Source organism: Vibrio sp. B1Z05 (assembly GCF_052955985.1).
Genome location: NZ_CP130463.1, coordinates 1,612,372 through 1,633,074, shown reverse-complemented (window position 1 = coordinate 1,633,074; position 20,703 = coordinate 1,612,372). Strand labels below are relative to the sequence as shown.

The window sequence follows — 20,703 nt, the reverse complement described above, 5'->3', positions numbered from 1 at the left end:
CGCAACGCGTGCAAATTTCAAGACCTGACCCCGCATTTAGCTAGCGAGCGTTTTCGAAGGCAAGGGCTTTGCGTTCTATGTGGCGGAAGATCAGAGTGAGTATTCCGTTTACGCTGAGGTAGAACACACCGGCGACACCGAACACGGTGAGGGTGTCGTAGGTTTGTGCGTTGATGCGTTGTGCGTAGCCCATAACATCCATAATGGTGATAGTACTGGCTAGGGATGTGCCTTTAAATACTAAAATCACTTCGTTGGAGTAGGCTGGGATAGCGCGACGAATCGCGTAGGGTAGCAATACTCTAAGGCTTTGTGCGTTGTTCATGCCCAGTGCACGGCAGGCTTGCCATTGCCCTGATGGAATCGCATTGTATGCGCCTTTGAACAATTGAGTGCTGTATGCGGCTGTGTTAAGTGCCAATGCCAACATAGCGCAAAACCACGGCTGACTTAACCATTGCCAAATAAAGCTGTTATGTATCGCTTCAAATTGTCCTGGGCCGTAATAGATCAGAAAGATTTGTACCAACAATGGCGTACCGGTAAACAGGGTAATGACGCCACGGCTCAACCAATGAACACCTGGAGTACGCAGAATTAGGGTTAGCGTCATCAATAGCGCAAGAATACAGCCAACAATCAGTGAAACCACAGTGAGGTGTACACTGGTCATCAACCCGTCAAGCATTTGGTAGAAATGTTGTGAATTCATGCTTTTGTTCCTGCACTCGAAGAAGCGTCTTGAAGAGAGAAGCGCGCATCTATGATCTTAACTATTTTCTGAGTAATAATCGTAATAACTAAATAAATGGCTGCCGCAGTTGCATACCAAGTAAAGGCTTGGTGAGTCGTTGCAGAGGCAAGCTGAGCTTGCTTCATCAAATCGGTTACGCCGATCAAAGAGACTAATGCGGTGTCTTTTAATAGCACTAGCCATTGGTTCATCAAACCCGGCATAGCGTGACGTACCGCTTGTGGCAATACGATTTTAATAAAGGTGCGAGAACGGCTCAAACCTAGAGCGTTTGCCGCTTCTATATGTCCGCTAGGCACTGCTTTTAATGCGCCACGAATGGTTTGCGATGCATAAGATGCAAAAATTAAACCCAGTGCAATTACCCCAGAAATGAAGGGGCTAATGTCGACAAATTCTCCCGTTATAATGAAGATAACTTCAGTAGAACCAAAGAAGATAAACAGCACCACCAGAAGCTCAGGTAGTCCTCGAACAATGGTGATAAATAGAGTCGTTGGCCATGCCAACCACTTATGGCGAGACATCTCACCACAAGCAAACAATACGGCTAAAATTAAGCCCACGCATAAACTAACAAAAGCAAGTTGGACCGTAGTCCAACTTGCTTGTGCGAGAGACGCGGAGTAACCCGTCAATTCCATATTACTTACCGAAGTACTTTTCAAAGATGGCTTTGTATTCGCCGTTTTCTTTTACAGTTTTCAGTGCAGCATTAAGTTGGTCAAGCAGGGCTTGGTTATCTTTATTGACTGCGATACCAAAACCGTTACCGAAGTATTGTTTGTTGGTTACTTGCTCGCCAACATAGCTAAGTTTGTCGCTTTTCTTAAACCATTCAGCCACAACTGCAGTGTCACCGAATACAGAATCAATACGACCATTTTGCATGTCGATGAATGCGTCTTGGTAGCTTGCGTAAGGAACCGCAGTCACACCTGGTTTTTGTTCAATTAGGTATGATTGGTGCGTAGAACCATTTTGTACACCAACGCGTTTGCCTTTCAGTGCAGCTTGGTTTTCAACTTTACCTTTAACCGCGATGAAAGCCGCTGAGTTATCGTAGTAAGGTTGAGTGAAGTTCACTTGTTGTTGACGCGCTTCAGTAATATCCATACCAGAGATAGCTGCATCATAACGTTTGAACTTAAGGGCAGGGATCAAGCTATCAAAAGATTGGTTGTGGAACGTACATTTCGCTTCAATCTGCTTACATAGAGCATTTGCAAGATCAACGTCGAAACCTTGGATTTCGTTGTTTGCATCTACGTATTCAAATGGTGCGTAAGTCGCTTCCATTACAAATTTAATTTCTTGCTGAGCTGCCATCGCATGTGCTGACGTAAGACCAATCAAGGATGCTAATAAGATTTTTTTCATTTGTATTTCTCCAATCATTGCGCTGCCTAAAACTTGTCAGCGTCTGTAGGCGTATAATTAGTGGGTAAGGTAATCTGCGAAATTTTGTGTCGTTGGCTTATTAAACACTTCGTTAGTGCCATTTTCCACAACTTTTCCATCTTCTAAATACAACACATGACTTGCTACTTTACGGGCAAAATCGACCTCGTGAGTAACAACAACTTGTGTAATTCCGGTTTTGCTAAGGTCATTGATAACCTTGGCGACTTGAGATGTGATCTCTGGATCGAGTGCTGCCGTAGGCTCATCAAACAGCAGTACATCGGGTTTCATCATCAAGGCCCTAGCAATAGCGACACGCTGCTGTTGACCACCGGATAATTGCAGTGGCCATGCGTCGGATTTATCACCCAATTGCAGCATGTCTAAAATTCTTTTGGCTTCTTCTTTGGCGGCCGCTTTCGAAAGACCCGCTACACGCACTGGCGCTTCAATTAGGTTTTCAATGACGGTCATATGTGGCCATAGGTTGTATTGTTGAAATACCATGCCCACTTTGTGTCTTAGTTGCAGACCTTGTTTTTCGGTCACGCCTTTTGCAAAATCAAAAGACATACTTGCTACTGACATATCGCCACTGTTAGCACTTTCTAACAGATTCAGTATACGGAGCAGTGAGCTTTTACCAGCTCCACTTGGACCGAGTAATACTAGAGTGTCACCTTTATTGCACGTAAAGCTTACGTCGTGCAGTACTTGTGTATCACCGTAGAATTTATTGACCTGATTGACTTGAATACTCATGCTAAAAAACTGTCCTATATCTCTTCAGTCAGCATCTTACCAATTTCGCTTGTTTATGCAAATAAAATGTATAAAAAAACGGAAAATTTGGTTTCATTAACTACTTATGAATAAAAAGCTAGTATATGTGATTATATATTAGCCAATAACTTAGTCTGTCGTATGTGTGATTTATTTCATAATAAAACACTAAGGTTTTTATCCAATTTCTACAAAAGTCGCACTCTTTACAGTGCTGTAAATAGCAACTTTGCAGGATCTTGTTTACCCCTTTATTTTAAATTTATCTGTGCACGGAAGTAAATGTGAGATACATCCTTTGCTTAGATGCGTGTCTATGGTGTTATTAAACCAATCACCACTTTTTACAGGGAAATGAACATGCGCCTTATCGCAACCCGTAACGACGAATGGAATCTATACCGTGCTGGAGACCAGTATTTTGAGTCGAGCATTCAATTAACGCAGCAAGAGCAAGCCACCAATGGTGAAGAGCTGTTGACCAACTCTGGCAACTTAAAACAACTCGCGTTTAATTTAGACTCGATTAATGGCTGGTTTAATTCCAATAAAACCGCAGAAGATTTTCAACGGGTGATCGTGGCGTTAGAGCCGATTATTATCCAGCTATGGCAAGAGAAGAAGCTAGGCTCTTGGGTTATGGAAATTTACTAATAACGGTTAATTAGTCAAAGATGTTTAAATTTTTAGGATTGTGCGCGCTATTGTTTTCCACATTTGCGCTCGCCAGTGAACGAGCGCAAATGGCTTGGGATTGGATTGATTCTGGGGCAGTAGTGATTGATGTCAGAACGCCGCAGGAATTTGCCGCCGGGCATCTAGAGAATGCGATTAACATTCCGGTGCAAAATCTGGCACACGCCGATCTTTCGTTCATTAAAAGTCGCGATCAGCTGGTGGTGTATTGCCGAAGTGGCAATCGCTCTGCAAAAGCGCAGCAACTGTTGCTTACGCAAGGCTATAAACAAGTGCATAATGGCGGCGGATTGCAAGAAATGTTGTCAGTAAAGCCTGAATAACCCTAAATTCACACTATTGCCAGTCTTGGCAATAGTGTCTCATTGCTATCTTTTCTTGTACCAACGCAGTGTTTAACTGATCATTCTAACTCGCTAGAATGATCAGTTAATAATTGCGATTGGTATGCTTACCTTTCTATCACATCGATTAGGATGACGCGCTTTGAGCCACTTTGAACACACTAATACCGAATACAGCCACTCTTCACAGCCAAACTCTTTGCAACCATTAGACGTTTTGAAAAACGTATTTGGCTATGACAGTTTTCGTCATCAGCAGCAAGAGATTGTGGATAGTGTAGTCAGTGGGCAAGACGTTCTGACCTTAATGCCAACCGGTGGTGGTAAATCGATTTGTTATCAAATTCCGGCCATTGTGCGCTCAGGGGTTGGGGTAGTGGTGTCACCTCTGATTGCCTTAATGAAAGATCAGGTAGATGCATTAAGACAAGTGGGCGTGTCGTGCGCGTTTTTAAATTCCACTCAAGACAGATATGAGCAAATGGAAGTGGAAGCCTTAGTCACCCGTGGCGAGATACAACTGCTGTATGTTTCTCCTGAGCGTCTTTTGATGGAGCGTACGTTAACGCTATTGGAGCAATCGAATCTTTCCCTATTTGCCATTGATGAAGCACATTGTGTAAGCCAATGGGGACACGACTTTAGACCTGAATACCAACAGCTGTCTATCTTGCCGCAACGTTTTCCTAATGTGCCACGCATCGCCTTGACCGCCACCGCCGATGAGCGCACCCGACAAGAGATCATCAGTCAGCTGCAACTTGGCAATGCAAAGGTTTTTGTACACAGCTTTGATAGACCCAATATCCGTTACCACGTCAGCGAAAAATCCAATGCTAAGCATGAGTTATGGGATTTTATTGAACACAACCATCCGCAAGACGCAGGGGTTATTTACTGCTTATCGAGAAAGAAAGTTGAAGAAACCGCCGCTTGGCTGGCCGAAAAAGGCCGAGTGGCCTTGCCTTATCATGCGGGCATGTCCATCGAGCAAAAAAATCAAAATCAGCAACGCTTTTTACGTGAAGATGGGGTGATTATCGTTGCGACGATTGCCTTTGGCATGGGTATAGATAAGCCCGATGTACGCTTTGTCGGTCATCTAAGTTTGCCAAAAAGTATCGAGTCCTACTATCAAGAAACCGGTCGTGCAGGGCGTGATGGCGCGCCTGCTAATGCTTGGATGGCGTATGGCTTGCAAGACTTAGTGATGCAAAAGCAAATGCTGGAAAACTCTGACGGCAGTGCGCAATACAAACAAGTGCAGGTGGGTAAGCTTAATGCACTGCTTGGTTATTGTGAGTTGAGTACCTGTCGTCGCCAGACATTACTTGGTTACTTTGGTGAAACTCTCGCGCAGCCGTGTGGCAATTGCGATAACTGTTTGCATCCGCCAAAAACCTGGGACGGCACCCAAGCGGCGCAAAAAGCCCTTTCAACCGTGTATCGCTCCGAGCAGCGATTTGGCGTGACCCATTTAGTGAATGTTTTGCTAGGCAAATCCGATGACAAAATTAAACGCTTTGGGCATGACAATTTATCCACCTTTGGTATCGGTACTGAACTGACTGCTGAGCAGTGGCGAGGCGTGTTCCGCCAGCTCATTGCGATGAATTATCTAAAAGTTGAAGGCATGTACAACAACCTAAAACTGACAGAGCTTTGTCGCGCCGTGCTGCGTGGTGAGCAAAGCATCGAATTTCGGGAATTGCGTAAGAGCAAAAAGAAAAAAGCCAGTAGCACGAAGAAAAGCACTGCTTTGTCTGAACAAGATTCAGGCGTGTTTGAAAAATTGCGCGAGCTTAGAGCCAGTTTGGCAAAAACGCAGAATGTACCGGCCTATATTATCTGTCACGATGCTAGCCTTGCCGAAATTGCATTACAACGCCCAGATAGCCTAGAGGCATTAGGGCAAATCTCTGGTTTTGGTGAGGCAAAACTGGCGAAATATGGTGAGGCAATTGTGCAGCTTATTAATGAGCAACCTAAACCTGCGCCTACGTTAAGCGCGACTGAGCAAAGCAGTTTGTCGCTGTTCAATCAATATCAAAGCATTGAACAGGTCGCCGCAGAGCGCGCTATTGCGGCTAATACGGTGCTGAGTCATCTGGCAAGTGCGATAGAGCTTGGTTTGTGCCCATTACAACAAGTGATTGAGCTGGATGACTCAACCCTTGAGCAGTTAGATTCTGCGATTGTTTTGCTTAATATCTTGAGCGAGCAAAAGCTAAAGCCGTTATTTGAGCACTTTGAAGGCAAATACGACTACGGCGTATTGCGCTGCATCGTTGCGCACTTTTCCTATCAGCAACAATTGACGCAATTATCCGAGCAGTCTGCTGAGCAGAAAGCAAATAAATAGAAAGCAAATAAATAGAAAACGAAGAAAAAGCTAGAACGGAATATCCGCAGTAAATGTCATCCACTCCTTAGTGACGGGGTGGGTGAAGCTTAATTGTTGAGCATGTAAATACAGTCTAAGGTCTTTTTTGCCGTATAAGCTATCGCCAATGATGGGCATGTTAAGACCATCTTTGTGTGCGCAGTGAACGCGAAGTTGGTGAGTGCGTCCGGTTTTTGGGTATAAAAATACCTTTGATTTCCCGTCCACAACCTCGATTAATTGATAATGAGTATGTGCGGGCTTTCCATGTTCAACGCTCACCCTTTGTCTTGGTCTATCTAATAGGTCGGGACACATTGGCAATTCAATATCTCCCTCATTTTTGATGTGAGTGCCATCGATTACGCCATCAATGAGCGCCGCGTAGCGCTTGGTCACTTCACGGGCAATAAACTGTTTTTGTAGATGTTTGTTGGCACGTTTGGTCAGTGCAAACACCAATAACCCAGAGGTCGCCATGTCTAAGCGGTGCAGGGCAAACGGGCCTTCTGCATCGGTATAGATCTGCTGCAGACGATGCCACGCCGAATCTTGGATATGGCGTCCCGGAACAGATAAAAAGCCTTCCGGTTTGTTGACCACCACAATATGCTCATCTTCATAAATGATAGGCAGAGGCTTGTCTTTGGCTGGGTTTTCCAATAGCGGATTATCATCCACCAGTAACCCTTTTAGCATATGCGACAAAATAGGGTGGCACTTACTCATGCACGAGGGATAAAACTGTTTATGCTGACGTATCTCAGATTTTGGGGATTGTCCCCACCAAAATTCCGCCAGTGAAATCGGGGCGTAGCGATTTAAATAGGCGTATTGCAACAGCTTTGGCGCGGCGCATTCACCGGCACCTGCGGGTGGCACTTTAGACGCCGTTTGAGCAAAGATTTGATTGAGATCTTGGCGCTCATTATCGGCATTTAAAAACGAATATTGAGTGAACAGCTTATGTTGCATCTGGTTAGAAAGATGCGCTCTGCGTGAGCGAAGCTCACTGATTTGACGCTCAACATCTTCTATCTCTGATGTTAACTTGGCTTGTTTTTCCGCCCACTGCGATTTAGTTGCTTTGAGCTGATTTTTCTCAAACACACTTTGTTTGGCAAGTTGCTGCTCTAGCTGTTGGTAATCATCAAAGCTTAAATCTTGCTTGGCTTGTGAGCGCTGCTGCTTTCTCAGCTTTCGGCTGTCTGCCATTTGCGCTTGCTGAGCTTGAATTTGCGCGCTGGCTTGGCGGTTAATCTCGGCAAGCTGCGCTTTTAACTGAGCTATATCGACGCTGCTTGTAAATGCGTTTAGCTCACTTGATACGGCATTGATCTTGTCAAATTCGTGTCTCACAAAGCCTTCACTGTTGAGCATGTCATACACAGGTGGCACAAAGCCCTGATGATGATTGGAATCATCAATCTTGCCCGAAAAAGCGCTTAAAAAACCCAGCTCACCGTCGCGATTTTTTACCACTAGCACGCCAAACATTTTGCCTTGTTTTTGGGGGGAGCTTGATGCCGAGCTTGGCTCTAAATCAAATTGGCAGTCAAAAGCCGAGTGCAGCTGTTTTTGCAATTGCTCGGAAGCTAACACGCTTAGCGGGTGAGGCTCATAATAAAAGGGGAATGTGAATCGCTTTGGCAGCGCAACTCCTGCGATGGATTGCTCAAATGGAGTGAAAAGCGGGTCGCTGCTCATGGGATAAGGTCTACCTATTTATGTACGTTGGCACGTGAAGATGCGGTTTTAGCTGATTGTATTGAATCCAATCGAGAACCGCCAGTGTATGTTGATGATTCCCATGTTGATATTCTCTATGTTGATATTCCTTAAGATATTAGAAATTGAGCGGCATAAAAAAGGGCTCTATCAATAGAGCCCCATAAACCTTTAGCAAATGGATTAGATATTAAGCGGAATGATGGTGACTAATTCACCCGGCTCAACTTTGGCGTATAGCGGATCAATTTCAATCAAACAGTTCGCTTCACTCATCGAGCGTAAAATTCCAGAGCCTTGTTTTCCTGTGCTCGATACCACCAATTGCCCAAACTCATTCAATTGATAGATACCGCGAGTAAACTCGGTGCGGCCATGGCGAGAGCGCAAAGCTTCGCTGGCAATAGCGCGCAATTTGGTCGGTTGCCAGTTGCTTTCACCTTGCATTTTATGGATAGCGGGGCGCACGAAATTAATAAAGGACACCATAGTGGCAACAGGATTTCCCGGCAATCCGAAGAAAGGGGTATCGCCAATCGTGCCAAAAGCGAGAGGGCGACCCGGTCGCATATTGATGCGCCAAAAATCGATATTGCCGTTTTGCTCTAAAACATCTTTGATGTAGTCGGCATCCCCTACAGACACGCCGCCGGTAGTCAGCACCATATCGGCGCTTACCGCGGCTTTAGAGACTGCATGTTCAATCGCTAAATGATCATCTTCTAAAATGCCTAAATCGATAATTTCACAATTAAGTTGGCTGAGTAGTCCCATCAAAGCGTAACGATTTGAATCATAGATACAGTTTTGTTGTTGCGGCTGGCTTGGGTGCTGCACTTCATCTCCGGTGGAGAAAATCGCCACTTTTAGCTTGCGTATCACCGCACATTCATTGATGCCAAGAGAGGCAATCATGCCCATTTCGGCGGCGCCAATTTTTTGGCCTTGGCTAAATACGGCTTGCCCAATGGTAAGATCTTCTCCGGCTAAGCGTACATTTTGTCCCGCTTTCACTAATGCGCTGTTAAAAGTGACAAAGTGTTGCCCGTCTTTTTCAAAGGTATCGGATTGCTCGCGCATGATGACGGTGGTGCCGTTGCTTGGCACTGGTGCGCCAGTCATGATTTTTACCGCTTCACCGGCATTAAGTTCAGATGGATAGCTTTGGCCTGCCATCACTTCACCAACCAGTTTAAAGCTTTCCAGCGCCACATCTTGGTCACGAATCGCGTAGCCATCCATTGCGGAGTTGGTGTGCTGAGGCACATTGATACTCGAAACAATGTCTTGCGCTAATACGTGATGTAAGGCGTGGTCGATTGTTACGGTAGTACTTTGGGTCAGTGGCGATACCGCATTTAAGATGCGCTCAATCCCTTGTTCTACCGACAGAAAAGCCGGTGACAGGGTATCGCAGCATTGCGCAGCAGCACTGGCGTCAGCGTTACTTTGTTTGGAAGGCGCTACGGTTTGGATGATAAAGCTCGCTATTGCATCAAGATCGTTGATATCAAACTGAGGTAGCGCGGCATTAAAGCCTTTACTGAGTTCTTTTTCGGTATCAATATCGGTGGCAACGGCAATGATATTGTCGTCGTTAGGGTGCATCCATGGATTGTCTAGCGCTTGACGGCGCAGTTCAATTTTGGGAAATGACTGACTTTTAAAACCTTCGATTAAAATCATATCCAGGTTTTTGTGATCAAATTGCTCTAGCAACTCTTCAAATGTCGCTTCTTCGTTAGGGGTTTCGCTGATCATGGCATGACGGTAGCGCGAGCTAATATACATTTGTGTTGCGCCCGCTTTACGCAAGCGATAACTGTCTTTGCCTTGTTGGTCGATATCAAAATTATGATGCGCGTGTTTTAGTACGCCGAGTTTTAGCCCTGCTTGAGTCAATTTAGGAATGATCTGCTCAAGTAAGGTGGTTTTTCCGGTGCCACTAAAAGCAGCAAAGCCAAGGATGGGAGTATTACGAATCGTCTTCATAGATTACTGCTTAAATTGTTGGAGTTCTTGTTGAGAATTAAGGTTTACGAAGCTGCCTTTGATGTCACTAAAATCGATTTGGCGCGTGTTACAGCGGTCGTAAAAGAGAATGATTTTGCGTTCACCATCGTCTAAAAATTGCTGTAAACGCTCCAGCACGCGACGGTGGAAAACGGTGAATACGGGCTGAACAAAGTCACCATCGTGGGCGACAAGGATCTCATCGTCATCACTGATTTCTTGTTGCATGCGCTGGATAAGCGTTGGCGAAATTTGCGGACAATCACAAGGCACAAATCCCACCCATTCACTGTCAACATGGGTTAAGCCGGCGTGAATACCACCCATTGGGCCGACAAAGCCCTGATAATGATCGGCAAATACCGGTGCGTATTCTTGATAACGTTCTTGTGAACGATTGGCGTTGATGTAGATAGAATCAGTGTGCGATTTTAAAACTTCTAGAACATATTCGATAAGGGGTTTTTGATTTAATTCGACCAACCCTTTGTCTTGTCCCTGCATTCGTGTGGCTTGACCACCGGCCAAAACGACCCAACTTATTGACTTCATGTTTCGTTACCTAATTTATTATTTGTTATTGATTTTATTTTTTTAGTTTCTTCATCGATGACTCTAAGGTGAGGCGTTACCGTTAGACCTTGATTTTCAATGGTCCATTGAGTGTCACAAAGATTAGTCAGCCCATTTTGCTGGTGGCTAGTGATCACGATACTTGCGCCTCGGTCTAATAGATCTTTTGCCAGAGTTATGATCCCTTGCGTTGACTCAAGATCTAACGAGGCGCTAGGCTCATCCATGAGTAAAATAGAAGGATTGACTATCCAAGCTCTCGCCATCGCCAAACGTTGTTTTTCGCCGCCCGATAATACCGAGCAATGTTCATCGGCAAGGGATTCAAGCCCTACCATTCTAAGCGCATTAATCGCTTGACTGCGACTGTGTAAGCCACGTTTTGAGGCAAAGGGCAGTGCATAGCGAATATTCTCCAGTAAAGTGGCATCAAACATATAGGGGGATTGGTGCAAATAGACCACATCTCGGAATAATTTACGGGAAAAAAGCCGATAAAAGGTCGAGATCTCAATGCCGTTGATTGTTCCTGTACTGGGCGTGGTTAAGCCTGCCAAAATTTTCAGCAGAGTGGTTTTCCCCACACCGTTTTGCCCTTTTAAGTAAATGGCGTTACTCGGGCCAATTTGCAAATGAGGAATGTGAAATAATACGCGGTCTTCATAACGTTTGGATAAGTCTTGAGTTCTTAACTGTATGGTCATTGATTCTTGCCTCTAGACTCGTAGATGACTTTGTCCGCGCATTGCGGTTAAGACAAAATTTAATATCAATGCAAGCAACAAAAGCACGATGCCCAAAGCAACCCCTTGTGCAAACGCACCACGTTGACTCTCTAATGCTATGGCGGTTGGAATATTACGTGTATGACCCAGAATATTCCCTCCCACCATCATAGAACAGCCAACCTCTGTGACAATGCGTGAAAATGCAGTAACCACAGCGGCAATTAATGCAAAACGGGTTTCCCACATCAATGCTCTAAAAATTTGCGGATAAGATTTCCCAAGCGTGATAGAGGTTTCAACATTGCGCATGTCGACACTTTGAAATCCAGCTTGAAGCATAGAAATAAGAATAGGCATTGCGATAAGTATCTGCCCAAGAATCATCGCTTTTTGTGTAAATAGCCATTGCCAATCGCCAACAGGCCCAGAGCGAGATAAGGTCATATACAGTAACAGCCCTATCACTACGGTAGGTACGGCTTGCAGTGTATTAATGATTGAAGTGACAAAATTTCGGCCTGGGAAAGGGACATAAGCGAGCACCAATGCCAGTCCGATAGCGGGCAATAGCGATAAACTCAACGCAAACAAAGACACACTGAAGGAGATAGAAACTACCTTCCACAGTGTAGGGTCAAAATTTAGAAGCAGCCTGACTGCTTCTATACTTGTTTCACCAATATCCATTATTGAGATGTTTTAGCGTTAGCCGTAAACAGTTTTTGTCCTTTTACTTGGAAGTCATTGATAAGCTTTTGTGCTTTGTCGCTAATAAACCATTGGCTTAATGCTTTAGCACCCGCAACATTTAACCCAGTGTAGCGTTCAGGATTAACGCGAATGATTTGATATTGATTGAACAAAGCCGGATCACCTTGTACCCAAATCGCAAGGTCAAGTTTCTCTTGATACGCAAGCCAAGTACCTCTATCGGTAAGAGTATAGCCTTGTAATTCAGAGCTCATGTTAAGAGTTGGCCCCATACCTTGACCAATTGAGCGGTAATTAGACCAGTCGTGTGCGGTATTATTGATTGCCCATAGAGCCAGTTCTTTTTTATTGGTGCCAGAATCATCACCACGAGAAATAAACACGGACTTACTGTCAGCGATTTTCTGTAAAGCCTGAGCTGCATTGTCAGCATCGGTTAACTTGGCGGGATTATTTTTTGGGCCCACAATAATGAAGTCGTTATACATTACCGCATGAGGATCTACGCCAAAATGTGAGTCTAAAAAGGCTTTTTCAGCTTTTGGTGAGTGGGTCAGTACAATATCGACATCGCCCATTTCGCCCATTTTTAACGCTTTTCCAGAACCGGTAACCAACAATTGCACTTCATAACCCGTTTGTTGTTTAAATTTAGGTAATAGGTAATCGAGCAGTCCAGAATGATAGGTGCTGGTAGTGGTAGCCATTTTCAGTGTTTTTGAGTCGGCATGCGCTGGCAGAGTAAAAAATAATGCACAGGCTAAGGTGAGCGTGATGGTTTTACTGCGTTGCAGAAGAGCATGTAAAGACATAGCTTATTGATCCTTGTTTAGTGTGTCGTTAGTGGCAGATTTGCCGTCAAATTCTATTTTTTCAATGCCGTGATAAACCTGAAAACGAAGTCCTTTAGCACGAGCTATGATGGTGATACCAAAACGTTCAGCAAGCTCTAAACCCATTTGTGTGACCCCTGAGCGAGACAGCAAAGTAGGGATACCCATTTGCGCCACTTTAATCACCATCTCTGAGGTTAAACGGCCAGTGGTGTAGAAAATCTTATCGTGTCCTGACTCTTGGTTGAGCCACATTTCACCGGCTAAGGTATCGACTGCGTTATGCCGACCAACGTCTTCCACAAAAGAGATCACTTCACCTTCTTTACAAATGGCACAGCCATGCACAGCGCCAGCTTTTTTGTAGGTGTCGTTGTAGTGAGTGAGAGCCATCAGTGTCGAATATAAGCCACTTTGTTTAATGTTAGTTTGAGGCACTTGGTAGTTTTCCAAGCTTTTCATGACGTTGCCGTACATGGTGCCTTGACCACAACCAGAGGTGACGGTTTTCTTTTTTAAGGCTTTTTCCAGAAAATCTGTGTTTTCTTTGGTGACCACTGCCACACTGTTTGTTTCCCAATCTATCAACACGGAATCAAGTTGGGTAGGGTCTGATAAGAAGCTTTGGTTTTTGAGATATCCCAGAACCAATTGGCCGGGGTGAGAACCTAAAGTCATCAGAGTGACAATTTCGCGCCAGTTTAGCAGCACAGTAAGAGGACATTCACACGCAATGTCTTTACTTAAAGGCTCTCCGTATTCATCAAAAACAGTCACAGTTTGAGTCTGCGAGGGGGGCTGGCCAACCGCTACGATATTAGGAGCTTGGGGCATTGGAATATCCTTTTCTATACTGAATAGTGATTGAAGAAATGTGGCAAGGAAGGGAAATCGGCTTGCACACAATCACGGCGACTCATGTAGAACTATATAAATAATAATAAGTTAGCTTAACGAGGTAGTAATGAAAACGGAAGATAATTGGCCTGTTCGATGTCAGATTATTCTACATCAGACACAAAATTCTAAATGGCAAACCAGTAATTGGCAGGTTGATGAGATATTTTTAGACCCTTGTGCTAGCGACCTTGGAGTAGAGTCTGAGATCCAATTGTTCAAAGACGAACGTACGGATTACCGTTTTAACCTTAATTCCGACAACCCTAAGTTGTTTGTGGTATTGGAAAATGACATCGAAACGTTAAGTCTGGTCAGCGTCACGGTTTCACAAAGTGTTGCGGGCAGCTATTTGGACGGTGATTATCTCGTGTTATCGGTTGATCTTCCTTTACCAGTGCAAGTGTGGATGGAAGCCTATTTAGCTCGCCATGGCGAGCTAATCGAACATAAGCGTAAAAAACGCAAGGGAGCAGGGCGTGCCAGTCAATAATTTGTTATCAAACCCGTTTATCTTTGGAGAGTTACGATGAGTCGAGGTCTGTTTGAAAGATTGCTACATAAGCATGCTTCGCCCGTCGATATCGAAGAGCAACAGCAAAAAAGTGACGATATCGAACCTGCCATGCAAGTTGAGCTTGCGACTGATGATGAACGGCCGCTTGACAGTCTTGCTCTCGATAATTCAGCCACAGATGAAATTGAGCATTTTGTTGATCCTTCAGAAGTGACGGCTCCTGCGGAGCCGGCTTCATTAGAAACGATGGAAACAGAAGAAGCCATTGCAAGTGAAGCCATTGATAATGAATTAGCAAGCGAAGATGTTGAAGATGAAGAACGTAAGCAAGGCAATGCGATGTCTGCTCTACTTGCTTCAGATTCAGCGCCAGAAATTAAAAAGCGAGCGTTACGCAGTTTATTCTTTAGTGGGCAGTTTAGTGAAGTAGATGAGCTAAATGATTATCACCAAGACTTTAGTCAAATCAAACCGTTAAGCTCAGAGGTTGCCAGTAAGTTAAGGCACTGGACGACGGAAAAAGCCAACCAATTAAGTGAAGACCTGATTGAGCCGTCAACAGCTGACGCGAGCAATGGCGTTTTAACTGAAGATAATCAACCGAACGTAGACAAAGAACCATCGCTTAGCGAAGAGCGAGAAGTAGAACTCACGCTTGAGGACGAGGCGTCATCGTCACAGTTAGTCAAAGAGGAGTACCAAGAGCAAGATGCTTCGGATGAAATCGCGAATAACGAACCTATGACTAAACAAAATAATCGTTAAATCTAAATGAGAATTATTATCTATAATAATAAATTTTTTTAAATTAAAATGCTTATGAAATCACATAGTTAACAATTTTATCCGTTTAACACCTCAAATTTATTAAGGATTTAACAACCTTATGCAAAAAATCTGCAATTCTTAATGAAACGATGCGCTTATATTAGGCACGCTTATTTCATTAAATTACGGAATCAGAATGCTAAAGGAATTTTTGGCCCAATCAACGTCAAGCAACGGTCAAGCGCGTAGTTACGCTTGTAACAACACGTTAGAGCTTTCAAATCTTATTCCTCCAACGGTGAGTTATGAAAGCCAAGGGGCGTTACTGATCATTGCTACCGAGCAAAATTTAGAAAACTTACAACAACAATTTTCATCCATGTCATCTGTGACCTTTGCTGTGCCAAGTGGCACAAAGATAACTGGTGATATCAGTCCATACTTTTTCTCATTAGCCCAATTATCTGGATATCTAGGGCGTTTCTCTTTTCATATTCTGCAAAGCAGTTCTATTTCCAAAGTAGAGCTTGCCCCGGTCGCTATCGCGCAACCGCATTTTGATGTGGTATTAGATTTTAGCGCAGAAGCTTTGATTGATACTGAAGTCCCTCCTGTCGGATATTTCCCTGTCGGCAGAGGCTACCCAAAACTTGAAGATGCTGTTGAAGAAATCAACGCTTTAATCGGAACCTTTGATAAGCCCAAATTTTTCCGCCTTGATACCGATAAATGTGCGCACAGTTCGCGTGGCGTTAAAGGCTGTGAGCGTTGCATTTTGTCTTGTCCTGCAGGGGCATTGACTAGTGAAGGGCGTGATGAAATTGGCTACAAAATCGAAATCAATCCTTATCTTTGTCAGGGAGTGGGCACTTGTGCCACATCTTGCCCTACGGGCGCAATCGAATACGCCTTGCCATATCCCAACCAAACCCAAGGGTTTATAGAGCGCACCTTACAAAATTATCAGGCGCAAGGTGGCAGTAATCCTATTGTGCTGTTCTGTAGTGAAGAACATGAAACCTATAACGTAATGGCGCTACGCGCGTTACCCGATAATGTCATTCCTATTGTGGTTAATGAACTACCATCCGTGGGTATTGATACTTGGTTTGCCGCGCTGAGTAACGGCGCATCGCAAGTGTTGTTTGCCGCCAGTCGTCGCATGCCTGCCACGATCATTCGGGTCCTAAACGAAGAAGTAACGGTGGCCAAGACCTTGCTTAGACAGCTTGGTATTCATGCTGAAAGTATCGATATTTTATACCTTGAAGATCTTAGACAAACCAAACCTGTGTTGATTGAAACACCTCTTAATGTGCATGTGGGGGAAATAGAAGGTGATAAACGCGCAAGGTTATTCCAGTCGTTAGATGCCTTAGCGCAATCATTTACTCCGCTCCAAACAGAAGCAGCTCTGCCACAGGGCGCTCCATACGGCACAGTGGCGTGTGATACCGATAAGTGCACCTTGTGTATGGCATGCGTGGCGGTTTGTCCGACTATGGCATTACACAACGAAGGACAAGTCCCTATGCTTAATTTCATTGAGCAAGATTGTGTGCAATGTGGCTTATGTGAAGCTGCCTGTCCTGAAAAGGCTTTGGATTTGACCCCAAGAATTAACTGGGATCAACAGCAGCGCAGCAGTGCACTCACTTTAAATAAAGATGAACCGGCGCTGTGTTTACGCTGTGAAAAAGCGTTTGCACCTAAGTCCATGATTAGCATGCTACAGAGCAAATTAAAAGGGCACAGCCACTTTTCAGATGAGATAGCAATTCGTCGAATTGCCATGTGTGAAGACTGCCGAGTTGTCGATATTTATGAAGAAATGGCGAAAGATCCTACAAAACAGCTAAAATATTAAGGGTGAGCATGCATAACCAAGTACAACAATCACCGCGATCAGACATTTATTTGTTACTAGCGACATTGTTTAGACAAGCACCAAATGCTCAGCTAATGCAGTGGTTGGCACAGTTAAATACTGAGGAAGAGTCAAGTGCAATGAGTGCTGACTGGCGCGCGCTTTGTCAGTTAGCAAAAGAGACTTCTCTTGAGTCGGTTGCAGAAGAATATCAAGACTTATTTATTGGTATTGGGCGTGGTGAAGTGATGCCTTTTGCTTCATGGCACCGAAATGGCGCGTTAATGGAAAAACCGTTAATTGAATTGCGCCAAGACCTTGCATCGTTGGGCTTTGAGCGTAACGACAGCGTTAAAGAACCAGAAGATCACATGGCAGCGTTGTGCGAAGTGATGGCGATGCTAGTAGAGGATAATTCGCCTCAGCAAGGCGTATTTTTTAATCGCCATATTGCCAGTTGGTATAAAGATTTAGTGAAACAAATTCAGGATGCGAAAGCGGCTGAGTTTTATCGAGTTGTCGCAAACCTGCTAGCCCAATTTATGGAGCTAGAAGAGGTTGCGTTGAGTGAGCAGAGCATTGCTGTTCGTTCTAGTGAGTTGGATTAGGTTGAGGATGGAGTCATGAAAAACAATAAAGAAATTGATAATCATCGTCGTAGAGCAATTAAGGCTCTAGGTGGCGGTGTTGTTGCCGGTGCGATAATGACCACAGCAACAACATCTGCACAGGCGAGTCAGACCAAGGTGGAAGCCGAACAGTCGGAGGATAATAAGGGTTATCGAGAAACTCAGCATATCCGCGATTACTACAATTCACTTTAGGAACCCATCACTATGAAACTGACTAAACGTTCTGAAAGTACCTCAAGCCCTAATAAAAAGTTTGGTATTAGCCGTCGTACCTTTATGCGTAATTCATCATTGGCCGCTGGTGGTGCCGTGGTTGGGGCTGGAATGCTTGCTCCGGGCATGATGAGAAAAGCCCAAGCCCAACCAGAAACTGGTGATGTTAATGTAGAGATAAAACGTACTATTTGTTCACACTGTTCGGTAGGTTGTGGCATTTATGCCGAAGTACAAAATGGTGTCTGGACTGGCCAAGAACCCGCTTTTGATCATCCCTTTAACCTTGGCGGTCACTGTGCAAAAGGTGCGGCTTTGCGTGAGCATGGTCGCGGCGAAAAACGCCTTAAATACCCAATGAAACTCGAAGGTGGCAAGTGGAAAAAACTCACTTGGGAACAAGCCATCAATGAGATTGGTGATAATGCACTGAAAATTCGTCAAGAATCGGGGCCGGATTCGGTTTACTGGCTCGGCAGTGCAAAACACAACAACGAACAAGCCTATATGTTCAGAAAAATGGCATCGTTGTGGGGCACAAACAATGTCGATCACCAAGCTCGTATTTGTCACTCCACCACAGTATCAGGGGTAGCGAATACCTGGGGTTATGGTGCAATGACCAATTCGTTTAATGATATGCACAACTGTAAATCAATGCTGTTTATTGGCTCAAACCCAGCTGAAGCTCACCCTGTTGCCATGCAACACATCTTGATCGCCAAAGAAAAGAACAGCTGTAAAATCGTAGTTGCTGATCCAAGACGTACTCGCACTGCGGCTAAATCGGACCACTATATTGCGCTTCGTCCGGGTACCGATGTTGCGTTTATTTGGGGTTTGTTGTGGCACATCTTTGAAAACCAATGGGAAGACAAAGAATTTATCCGCCAACGTGTATTTGGCATGGAAGAAATTCGTCAAGAAGTGGCGAAATGGACACCTGATAAAGTGGAACACGTAACGGGTGCTTCTAAAGACCAAATGTACAAAACCGCCAAGATCTTATCGGATAACCGACCGGGTTGTATCGTTTGGTGTATGGGCGGGACTCAGCACACCACTGGTAATAACAACACTCGTGCTTACTGTGTGTTGGAGCTGGCACTTGGCAACATGGGTAAATCGGGCGGCGGCGCGAATATTTTCCGTGGTCACGATAACGTACAGGGCGCAACAGACCTTGGCGTATTGTCGCATACACTACCGGGTTATTACGGTCTCGCACCGGGTTCTTGGAAGCACTGGTCAAAGGTATGGGATCTGGATTACCAATGGGTCGAAGGGCGATTTGATCAAACTAAGTACCGTGGCAAACAGCCAATGAATAACATGGGTATTCCTGTATCGCGTTGGATTGATGGTGTGTTGGAAGACAAACAGAATATAGAGCAAAACGATAATATTCGCGCCATGTTCTACTGGGGGCATGCGGTAAACTCGCAAACCCGTGGACCAGAAATGCGTAAAGCAATGCAAAAGCTAGACATGATGGTGATTGTTGACCCATATCCAACGGTAGCGGCGGTAATGAATGACCGTACTGATGGCGTGTATCTACTTCCGGCTACAACGCAATTTGAAACGCACGGCTCAGTTACGGCATCAAACCGTTCATTGCAATGGCGTGATCAAGTTGTTGAACCTTTATTTGAATCAAAACCTGACCACGAAATCATGTATCTGTTAACCAAAAAATTGGGTTACTCAGATCAGATGTTTAAAAATATCGCAGTCAAAGATAACCAACCGGTTATTGAAGATGTGACCCGCGAATTTAACAAAGGCATGTGGACCATCGGCTATAGCGGTCAAAGCCCTGAGCGCCTTAAAGAACATCAGCAAAACTGGCACACCTTCCACAAAACGACCTTGTCTGCGGAAGGTGGTCCTGTTAATGGCGAAACCTATGGATTACCTTGGCCTTGTTGGGGTACGCCAGAGATGAAACACCCAGGCACACATATTTTATATGATACTTCAAAACCGGTGGCTGAAGGTGGCGGTAACTTCCGTGCTCGCTTTGGTGTGGAATTTGAAGGTGAAAATCTGCTTGCGGAAGACAGCTACTCGAAAGGGTGTGAGCTTGAAGATGGTTTCCCTGAGTTTAGTGATAAATTGCTGAAAAGCTTAGGCTGGTGGGACGATCTCACTAGCGAAGAAAAAGCCGCCGCAGAGGGCAAAAACTGGAAGACAGACCTCTCTGGTGGGATTCAGCGCGTTGCCATTAAACACGGCTGTATTCCTTACGGTAATGCCAAAGCTCGTGCGATTGTGTGGACATTCCCAGACCGAGTGCCACTACACAGAGAGCCACTGTACACGCCTCGTCGTGACTTGGTTAAAGATTATCCTACATGGGATGACAGCGAATCTATTTATCGTCTACCTACTTTGTACAAGAGTATTCAAGATGTCGATAAATCGAAAGAATACCCAATCGTACTGACCACCGGACGTTTGGTGGAATACGAAGGGGGTGGAGAAGAAACTCGTTCTAGCCCATGGCTTGCAGAGCTACAACGCGAAATGTTTGTCGAAGTGAATCCAAAAGATGCTAACGATCTTGGTATTCGAGACGGTGAGATGGTTTGGGTTGAAGGTGCAGAGAAAGGAAGAGTGCATGTAAAAGCTATGGTGACGCGTCGCGTAAGCCCTGGACTGGCATTTATGCCATTCCACTTTGGTGGCAAGTTCCAAGGCGAAGACTTAACAGAGCGTTACCCTGAGGGCACTGTTCCTTATGTCATTGGTGAAGCCGCAAACACGGCAACCACTTATGGTTATGACCCGGTTACACAGATGCAAGAAACCAAAGTTACCCTGTGTAATATTCGAAAAGCGTAAGGAAACCTAAAT

The 20,703-nt window shown here is 44.7% G+C and carries 20 protein-coding genes; 9 read left to right on the top strand and 11 right to left on the bottom strand.

All coding sequences use genetic code 11. From position 1 onward, the window contains the following. Positions 1-40: 40 nt before the first annotated feature. From artM to artP, 4 genes are read right to left on the bottom strand one after another with little or no spacing between them, the layout of a single operon-like run. The gene (artM, locus tag QV280_RS07455; RefSeq protein WP_023403668.1) at positions 41-712 is read right to left on the bottom strand and encodes an arginine ABC transporter permease ArtM; all 672 of its coding nucleotides are present in this window, start codon (positions 710-712) and stop codon (positions 41-43) included. Further along, entirely contained in the window at positions 709-1,398 is a 690-nt protein-coding gene (gene artQ, locus QV280_RS07450) for an arginine ABC transporter permease ArtQ (RefSeq protein WP_023403669.1), read from the bottom strand. The genes artM and artQ overlap by 4 nt, the downstream gene beginning before the upstream one ends. A 1-nt stretch (position 1,399) precedes the next feature. Next, on the bottom strand, positions 1,400-2,134 hold the full coding sequence (locus QV280_RS07445; protein ID WP_152819795.1) for an arginine ABC transporter substrate-binding protein: 735 nt from the start codon (positions 2,132-2,134) through the stop codon (positions 1,400-1,402). 57 nt (positions 2,135-2,191) lie between these two features. Beyond that, the gene (gene artP / locus QV280_RS07440; protein WP_152819796.1) at positions 2,192-2,920 is read right to left on the bottom strand and encodes an arginine ABC transporter ATP-binding protein ArtP; all 729 of its coding nucleotides are present in this window, start codon (positions 2,918-2,920) and stop codon (positions 2,192-2,194) included. 381 nt (positions 2,921-3,301) lie between these two features. Here artP and QV280_RS07435 point away from each other — a divergent pair, with 381 nt between their 5' ends. The 3 genes from QV280_RS07435 to recQ all read left to right on the top strand — a co-directional run bounded on the left by QV280_RS07435 (position 3,302) and on the right by recQ (position 6,343). Next, positions 3,302-3,595 carry a hypothetical protein gene (locus tag QV280_RS07435; RefSeq protein WP_152819797.1) on the top strand — a complete coding sequence of 98 codons (294 nt, stop codon included), beginning with the start codon at positions 3,302-3,304 and terminating at the stop codon, positions 3,593-3,595. Positions 3,596-3,615: 20 nt separating this feature from the next. Next, the gene (locus QV280_RS07430) at positions 3,616-3,960 is read left to right on the top strand and encodes a rhodanese-like domain-containing protein (RefSeq protein ID WP_023403673.1); all 345 of its coding nucleotides are present in this window, start codon (positions 3,616-3,618) and stop codon (positions 3,958-3,960) included. Positions 3,961-4,123: 163 nt separating this feature from the next. After that, complete coding sequence (recQ, locus tag QV280_RS07425; protein WP_152819798.1) at positions 4,124-6,343, top strand: DNA helicase RecQ; 2,220 nt, start codon at positions 4,124-4,126, stop codon at positions 6,341-6,343. 30 nt (positions 6,344-6,373) lie between these two features. Here the strand turns inward: recQ and QV280_RS07420 are convergent, their stop codons facing one another. From QV280_RS07420 to QV280_RS07390, 7 genes are all read right to left on the bottom strand, one after another. Next, positions 6,374-8,071, bottom strand: coding sequence for an RluA family pseudouridine synthase (locus tag QV280_RS07420; RefSeq protein ID WP_023403675.1), 1,698 nt, complete (start codon positions 8,069-8,071; stop codon positions 6,374-6,376). A gap of 204 nt (positions 8,072-8,275) precedes the next feature. After that, positions 8,276-10,084, bottom strand: a complete 1,809-nt coding sequence (locus tag QV280_RS07415; RefSeq protein ID WP_023403676.1) for a bifunctional molybdopterin-guanine dinucleotide biosynthesis adaptor protein MobB/molybdopterin molybdotransferase MoeA — start codon at positions 10,082-10,084, stop codon at positions 8,276-8,278. A gap of 3 nt (positions 10,085-10,087) precedes the next feature. Further along, entirely contained in the window at positions 10,088-10,657 is a 570-nt protein-coding gene (mobA, locus tag QV280_RS07410) for a molybdenum cofactor guanylyltransferase MobA (RefSeq protein ID WP_023403677.1), read from the bottom strand. Continuing rightward, positions 10,654-11,382 (bottom strand): ABC transporter ATP-binding protein, encoded by a 729-nt coding sequence (locus QV280_RS07405; RefSeq protein WP_023403678.1) that lies wholly within the window; start codon positions 11,380-11,382, stop codon positions 10,654-10,656. The genes mobA and QV280_RS07405 overlap by 4 nt, the downstream gene beginning before the upstream one ends. Positions 11,383-11,394: 12 nt before the next feature. After that, on the bottom strand, positions 11,395-12,093 hold the full coding sequence (locus tag QV280_RS07400) for an ABC transporter permease (protein ID WP_023403679.1): 699 nt from the start codon (positions 12,091-12,093) through the stop codon (positions 11,395-11,397). Then, positions 12,093-12,929 carry a substrate-binding domain-containing protein gene (locus tag QV280_RS07395; protein WP_152819799.1) on the bottom strand — a complete coding sequence of 279 codons (837 nt, stop codon included), beginning with the start codon at positions 12,927-12,929 and terminating at the stop codon, positions 12,093-12,095. Before QV280_RS07395 ends, QV280_RS07400 begins: the two co-directional genes overlap by 1 nt. Positions 12,930-12,932: 3 nt before the next feature. Further along, the gene (locus QV280_RS07390) at positions 12,933-13,784 is read right to left on the bottom strand and encodes a formate dehydrogenase accessory sulfurtransferase FdhD (RefSeq protein WP_152819800.1); all 852 of its coding nucleotides are present in this window, start codon (positions 13,782-13,784) and stop codon (positions 12,933-12,935) included. A 130-nt stretch (positions 13,785-13,914) separates the two neighbouring features. On the opposite strand from QV280_RS07390, the gene QV280_RS07385 reads away from it, so the two are divergent. The 6 genes from QV280_RS07385 (at position 13,915) to QV280_RS07360 (ending at position 20,691) form a co-directional block, all read left to right on the top strand. Next, the gene (locus tag QV280_RS07385; RefSeq protein WP_023403682.1) at positions 13,915-14,340 is read left to right on the top strand and encodes a DUF3305 domain-containing protein; all 426 of its coding nucleotides are present in this window, start codon (positions 13,915-13,917) and stop codon (positions 14,338-14,340) included. 36 nt (positions 14,341-14,376) lie between these two features. Continuing rightward, the gene (locus QV280_RS07380) at positions 14,377-15,129 is read left to right on the top strand and encodes a DUF3306 domain-containing protein (protein WP_152819801.1); all 753 of its coding nucleotides are present in this window, start codon (positions 14,377-14,379) and stop codon (positions 15,127-15,129) included. Between the two features lie 199 nt (positions 15,130-15,328). Then, on the top strand, positions 15,329-16,999 hold the full coding sequence (locus tag QV280_RS07375) for a 4Fe-4S dicluster domain-containing protein (protein ID WP_023403684.1): 1,671 nt from the start codon (positions 15,329-15,331) through the stop codon (positions 16,997-16,999). Between the two features lie 8 nt (positions 17,000-17,007). Beyond that, on the top strand, positions 17,008-17,607 hold the full coding sequence (locus QV280_RS07370; protein WP_023403685.1) for a TorD/DmsD family molecular chaperone: 600 nt from the start codon (positions 17,008-17,010) through the stop codon (positions 17,605-17,607). 15 nt (positions 17,608-17,622) lie between these two features. Then, complete coding sequence (locus QV280_RS07365; RefSeq protein WP_023403686.1) at positions 17,623-17,823, top strand: hypothetical protein; 201 nt, start codon at positions 17,623-17,625, stop codon at positions 17,821-17,823. Positions 17,824-17,835: 12 nt separating this feature from the next. Beyond that, positions 17,836-20,691 (top strand): formate dehydrogenase subunit alpha, encoded by a 2,856-nt coding sequence (locus QV280_RS07360; protein WP_023403687.1) that lies wholly within the window; start codon positions 17,836-17,838, stop codon positions 20,689-20,691. Positions 20,692-20,703: the final 12 nt, after the last annotated feature.

Coding starts and splice junctions, on each gene's coding strand:
- QV280_RS07420 (WP_023403675.1), bottom strand. CDS start 8,071: ATGAGCAGCGACCCGCTTTTCACTCCATTTGAGCAATCCATCGCAGGA.
- QV280_RS07380 (WP_152819801.1), top strand. CDS start 14,377: ATGAGTCGAGGTCTGTTTGAAAGATTGCTACATAAGCATGCTTCGCCC.
- QV280_RS07430 (WP_023403673.1), top strand. CDS start 3,616: ATGTTTAAATTTTTAGGATTGTGCGCGCTATTGTTTTCCACATTTGCG.
- QV280_RS07435 (WP_152819797.1), top strand. CDS start 3,302: ATGCGCCTTATCGCAACCCGTAACGACGAATGGAATCTATACCGTGCT.
- artP (WP_152819796.1), bottom strand. CDS start 2,920: ATGAGTATTCAAGTCAATCAGGTCAATAAATTCTACGGTGATACACAA.
- QV280_RS07365 (WP_023403686.1), top strand. CDS start 17,623: ATGAAAAACAATAAAGAAATTGATAATCATCGTCGTAGAGCAATTAAG.
- QV280_RS07395 (WP_152819799.1), bottom strand. CDS start 12,929: ATGTCTTTACATGCTCTTCTGCAACGCAGTAAAACCATCACGCTCACC.
- QV280_RS07360 (WP_023403687.1), top strand. CDS start 17,836: ATGAAACTGACTAAACGTTCTGAAAGTACCTCAAGCCCTAATAAAAAG.
- artQ (WP_023403669.1), bottom strand. CDS start 1,398: ATGGAATTGACGGGTTACTCCGCGTCTCTCGCACAAGCAAGTTGGACT.
- QV280_RS07405 (WP_023403678.1), bottom strand. CDS start 11,382: ATGACCATACAGTTAAGAACTCAAGACTTATCCAAACGTTATGAAGAC.
- QV280_RS07375 (WP_023403684.1), top strand. CDS start 15,329: ATGCTAAAGGAATTTTTGGCCCAATCAACGTCAAGCAACGGTCAAGCG.
- QV280_RS07370 (WP_023403685.1), top strand. CDS start 17,008: ATGCATAACCAAGTACAACAATCACCGCGATCAGACATTTATTTGTTA.
- QV280_RS07400 (WP_023403679.1), bottom strand. CDS start 12,093: ATGGATATTGGTGAAACAAGTATAGAAGCAGTCAGGCTGCTTCTAAAT.
- artM (WP_023403668.1), bottom strand. CDS start 712: ATGAATTCACAACATTTCTACCAAATGCTTGACGGGTTGATGACCAGT.
- QV280_RS07415 (WP_023403676.1), bottom strand. CDS start 10,084: ATGAAGACGATTCGTAATACTCCCATCCTTGGCTTTGCTGCTTTTAGT.
- mobA (WP_023403677.1), bottom strand. CDS start 10,657: ATGAAGTCAATAAGTTGGGTCGTTTTGGCCGGTGGTCAAGCCACACGA.
- QV280_RS07385 (WP_023403682.1), top strand. CDS start 13,915: ATGAAAACGGAAGATAATTGGCCTGTTCGATGTCAGATTATTCTACAT.
- QV280_RS07445 (WP_152819795.1), bottom strand. CDS start 2,134: ATGAAAAAAATCTTATTAGCATCCTTGATTGGTCTTACGTCAGCACAT.
- QV280_RS07390 (WP_152819800.1), bottom strand. CDS start 13,784: ATGCCCCAAGCTCCTAATATCGTAGCGGTTGGCCAGCCCCCCTCGCAG.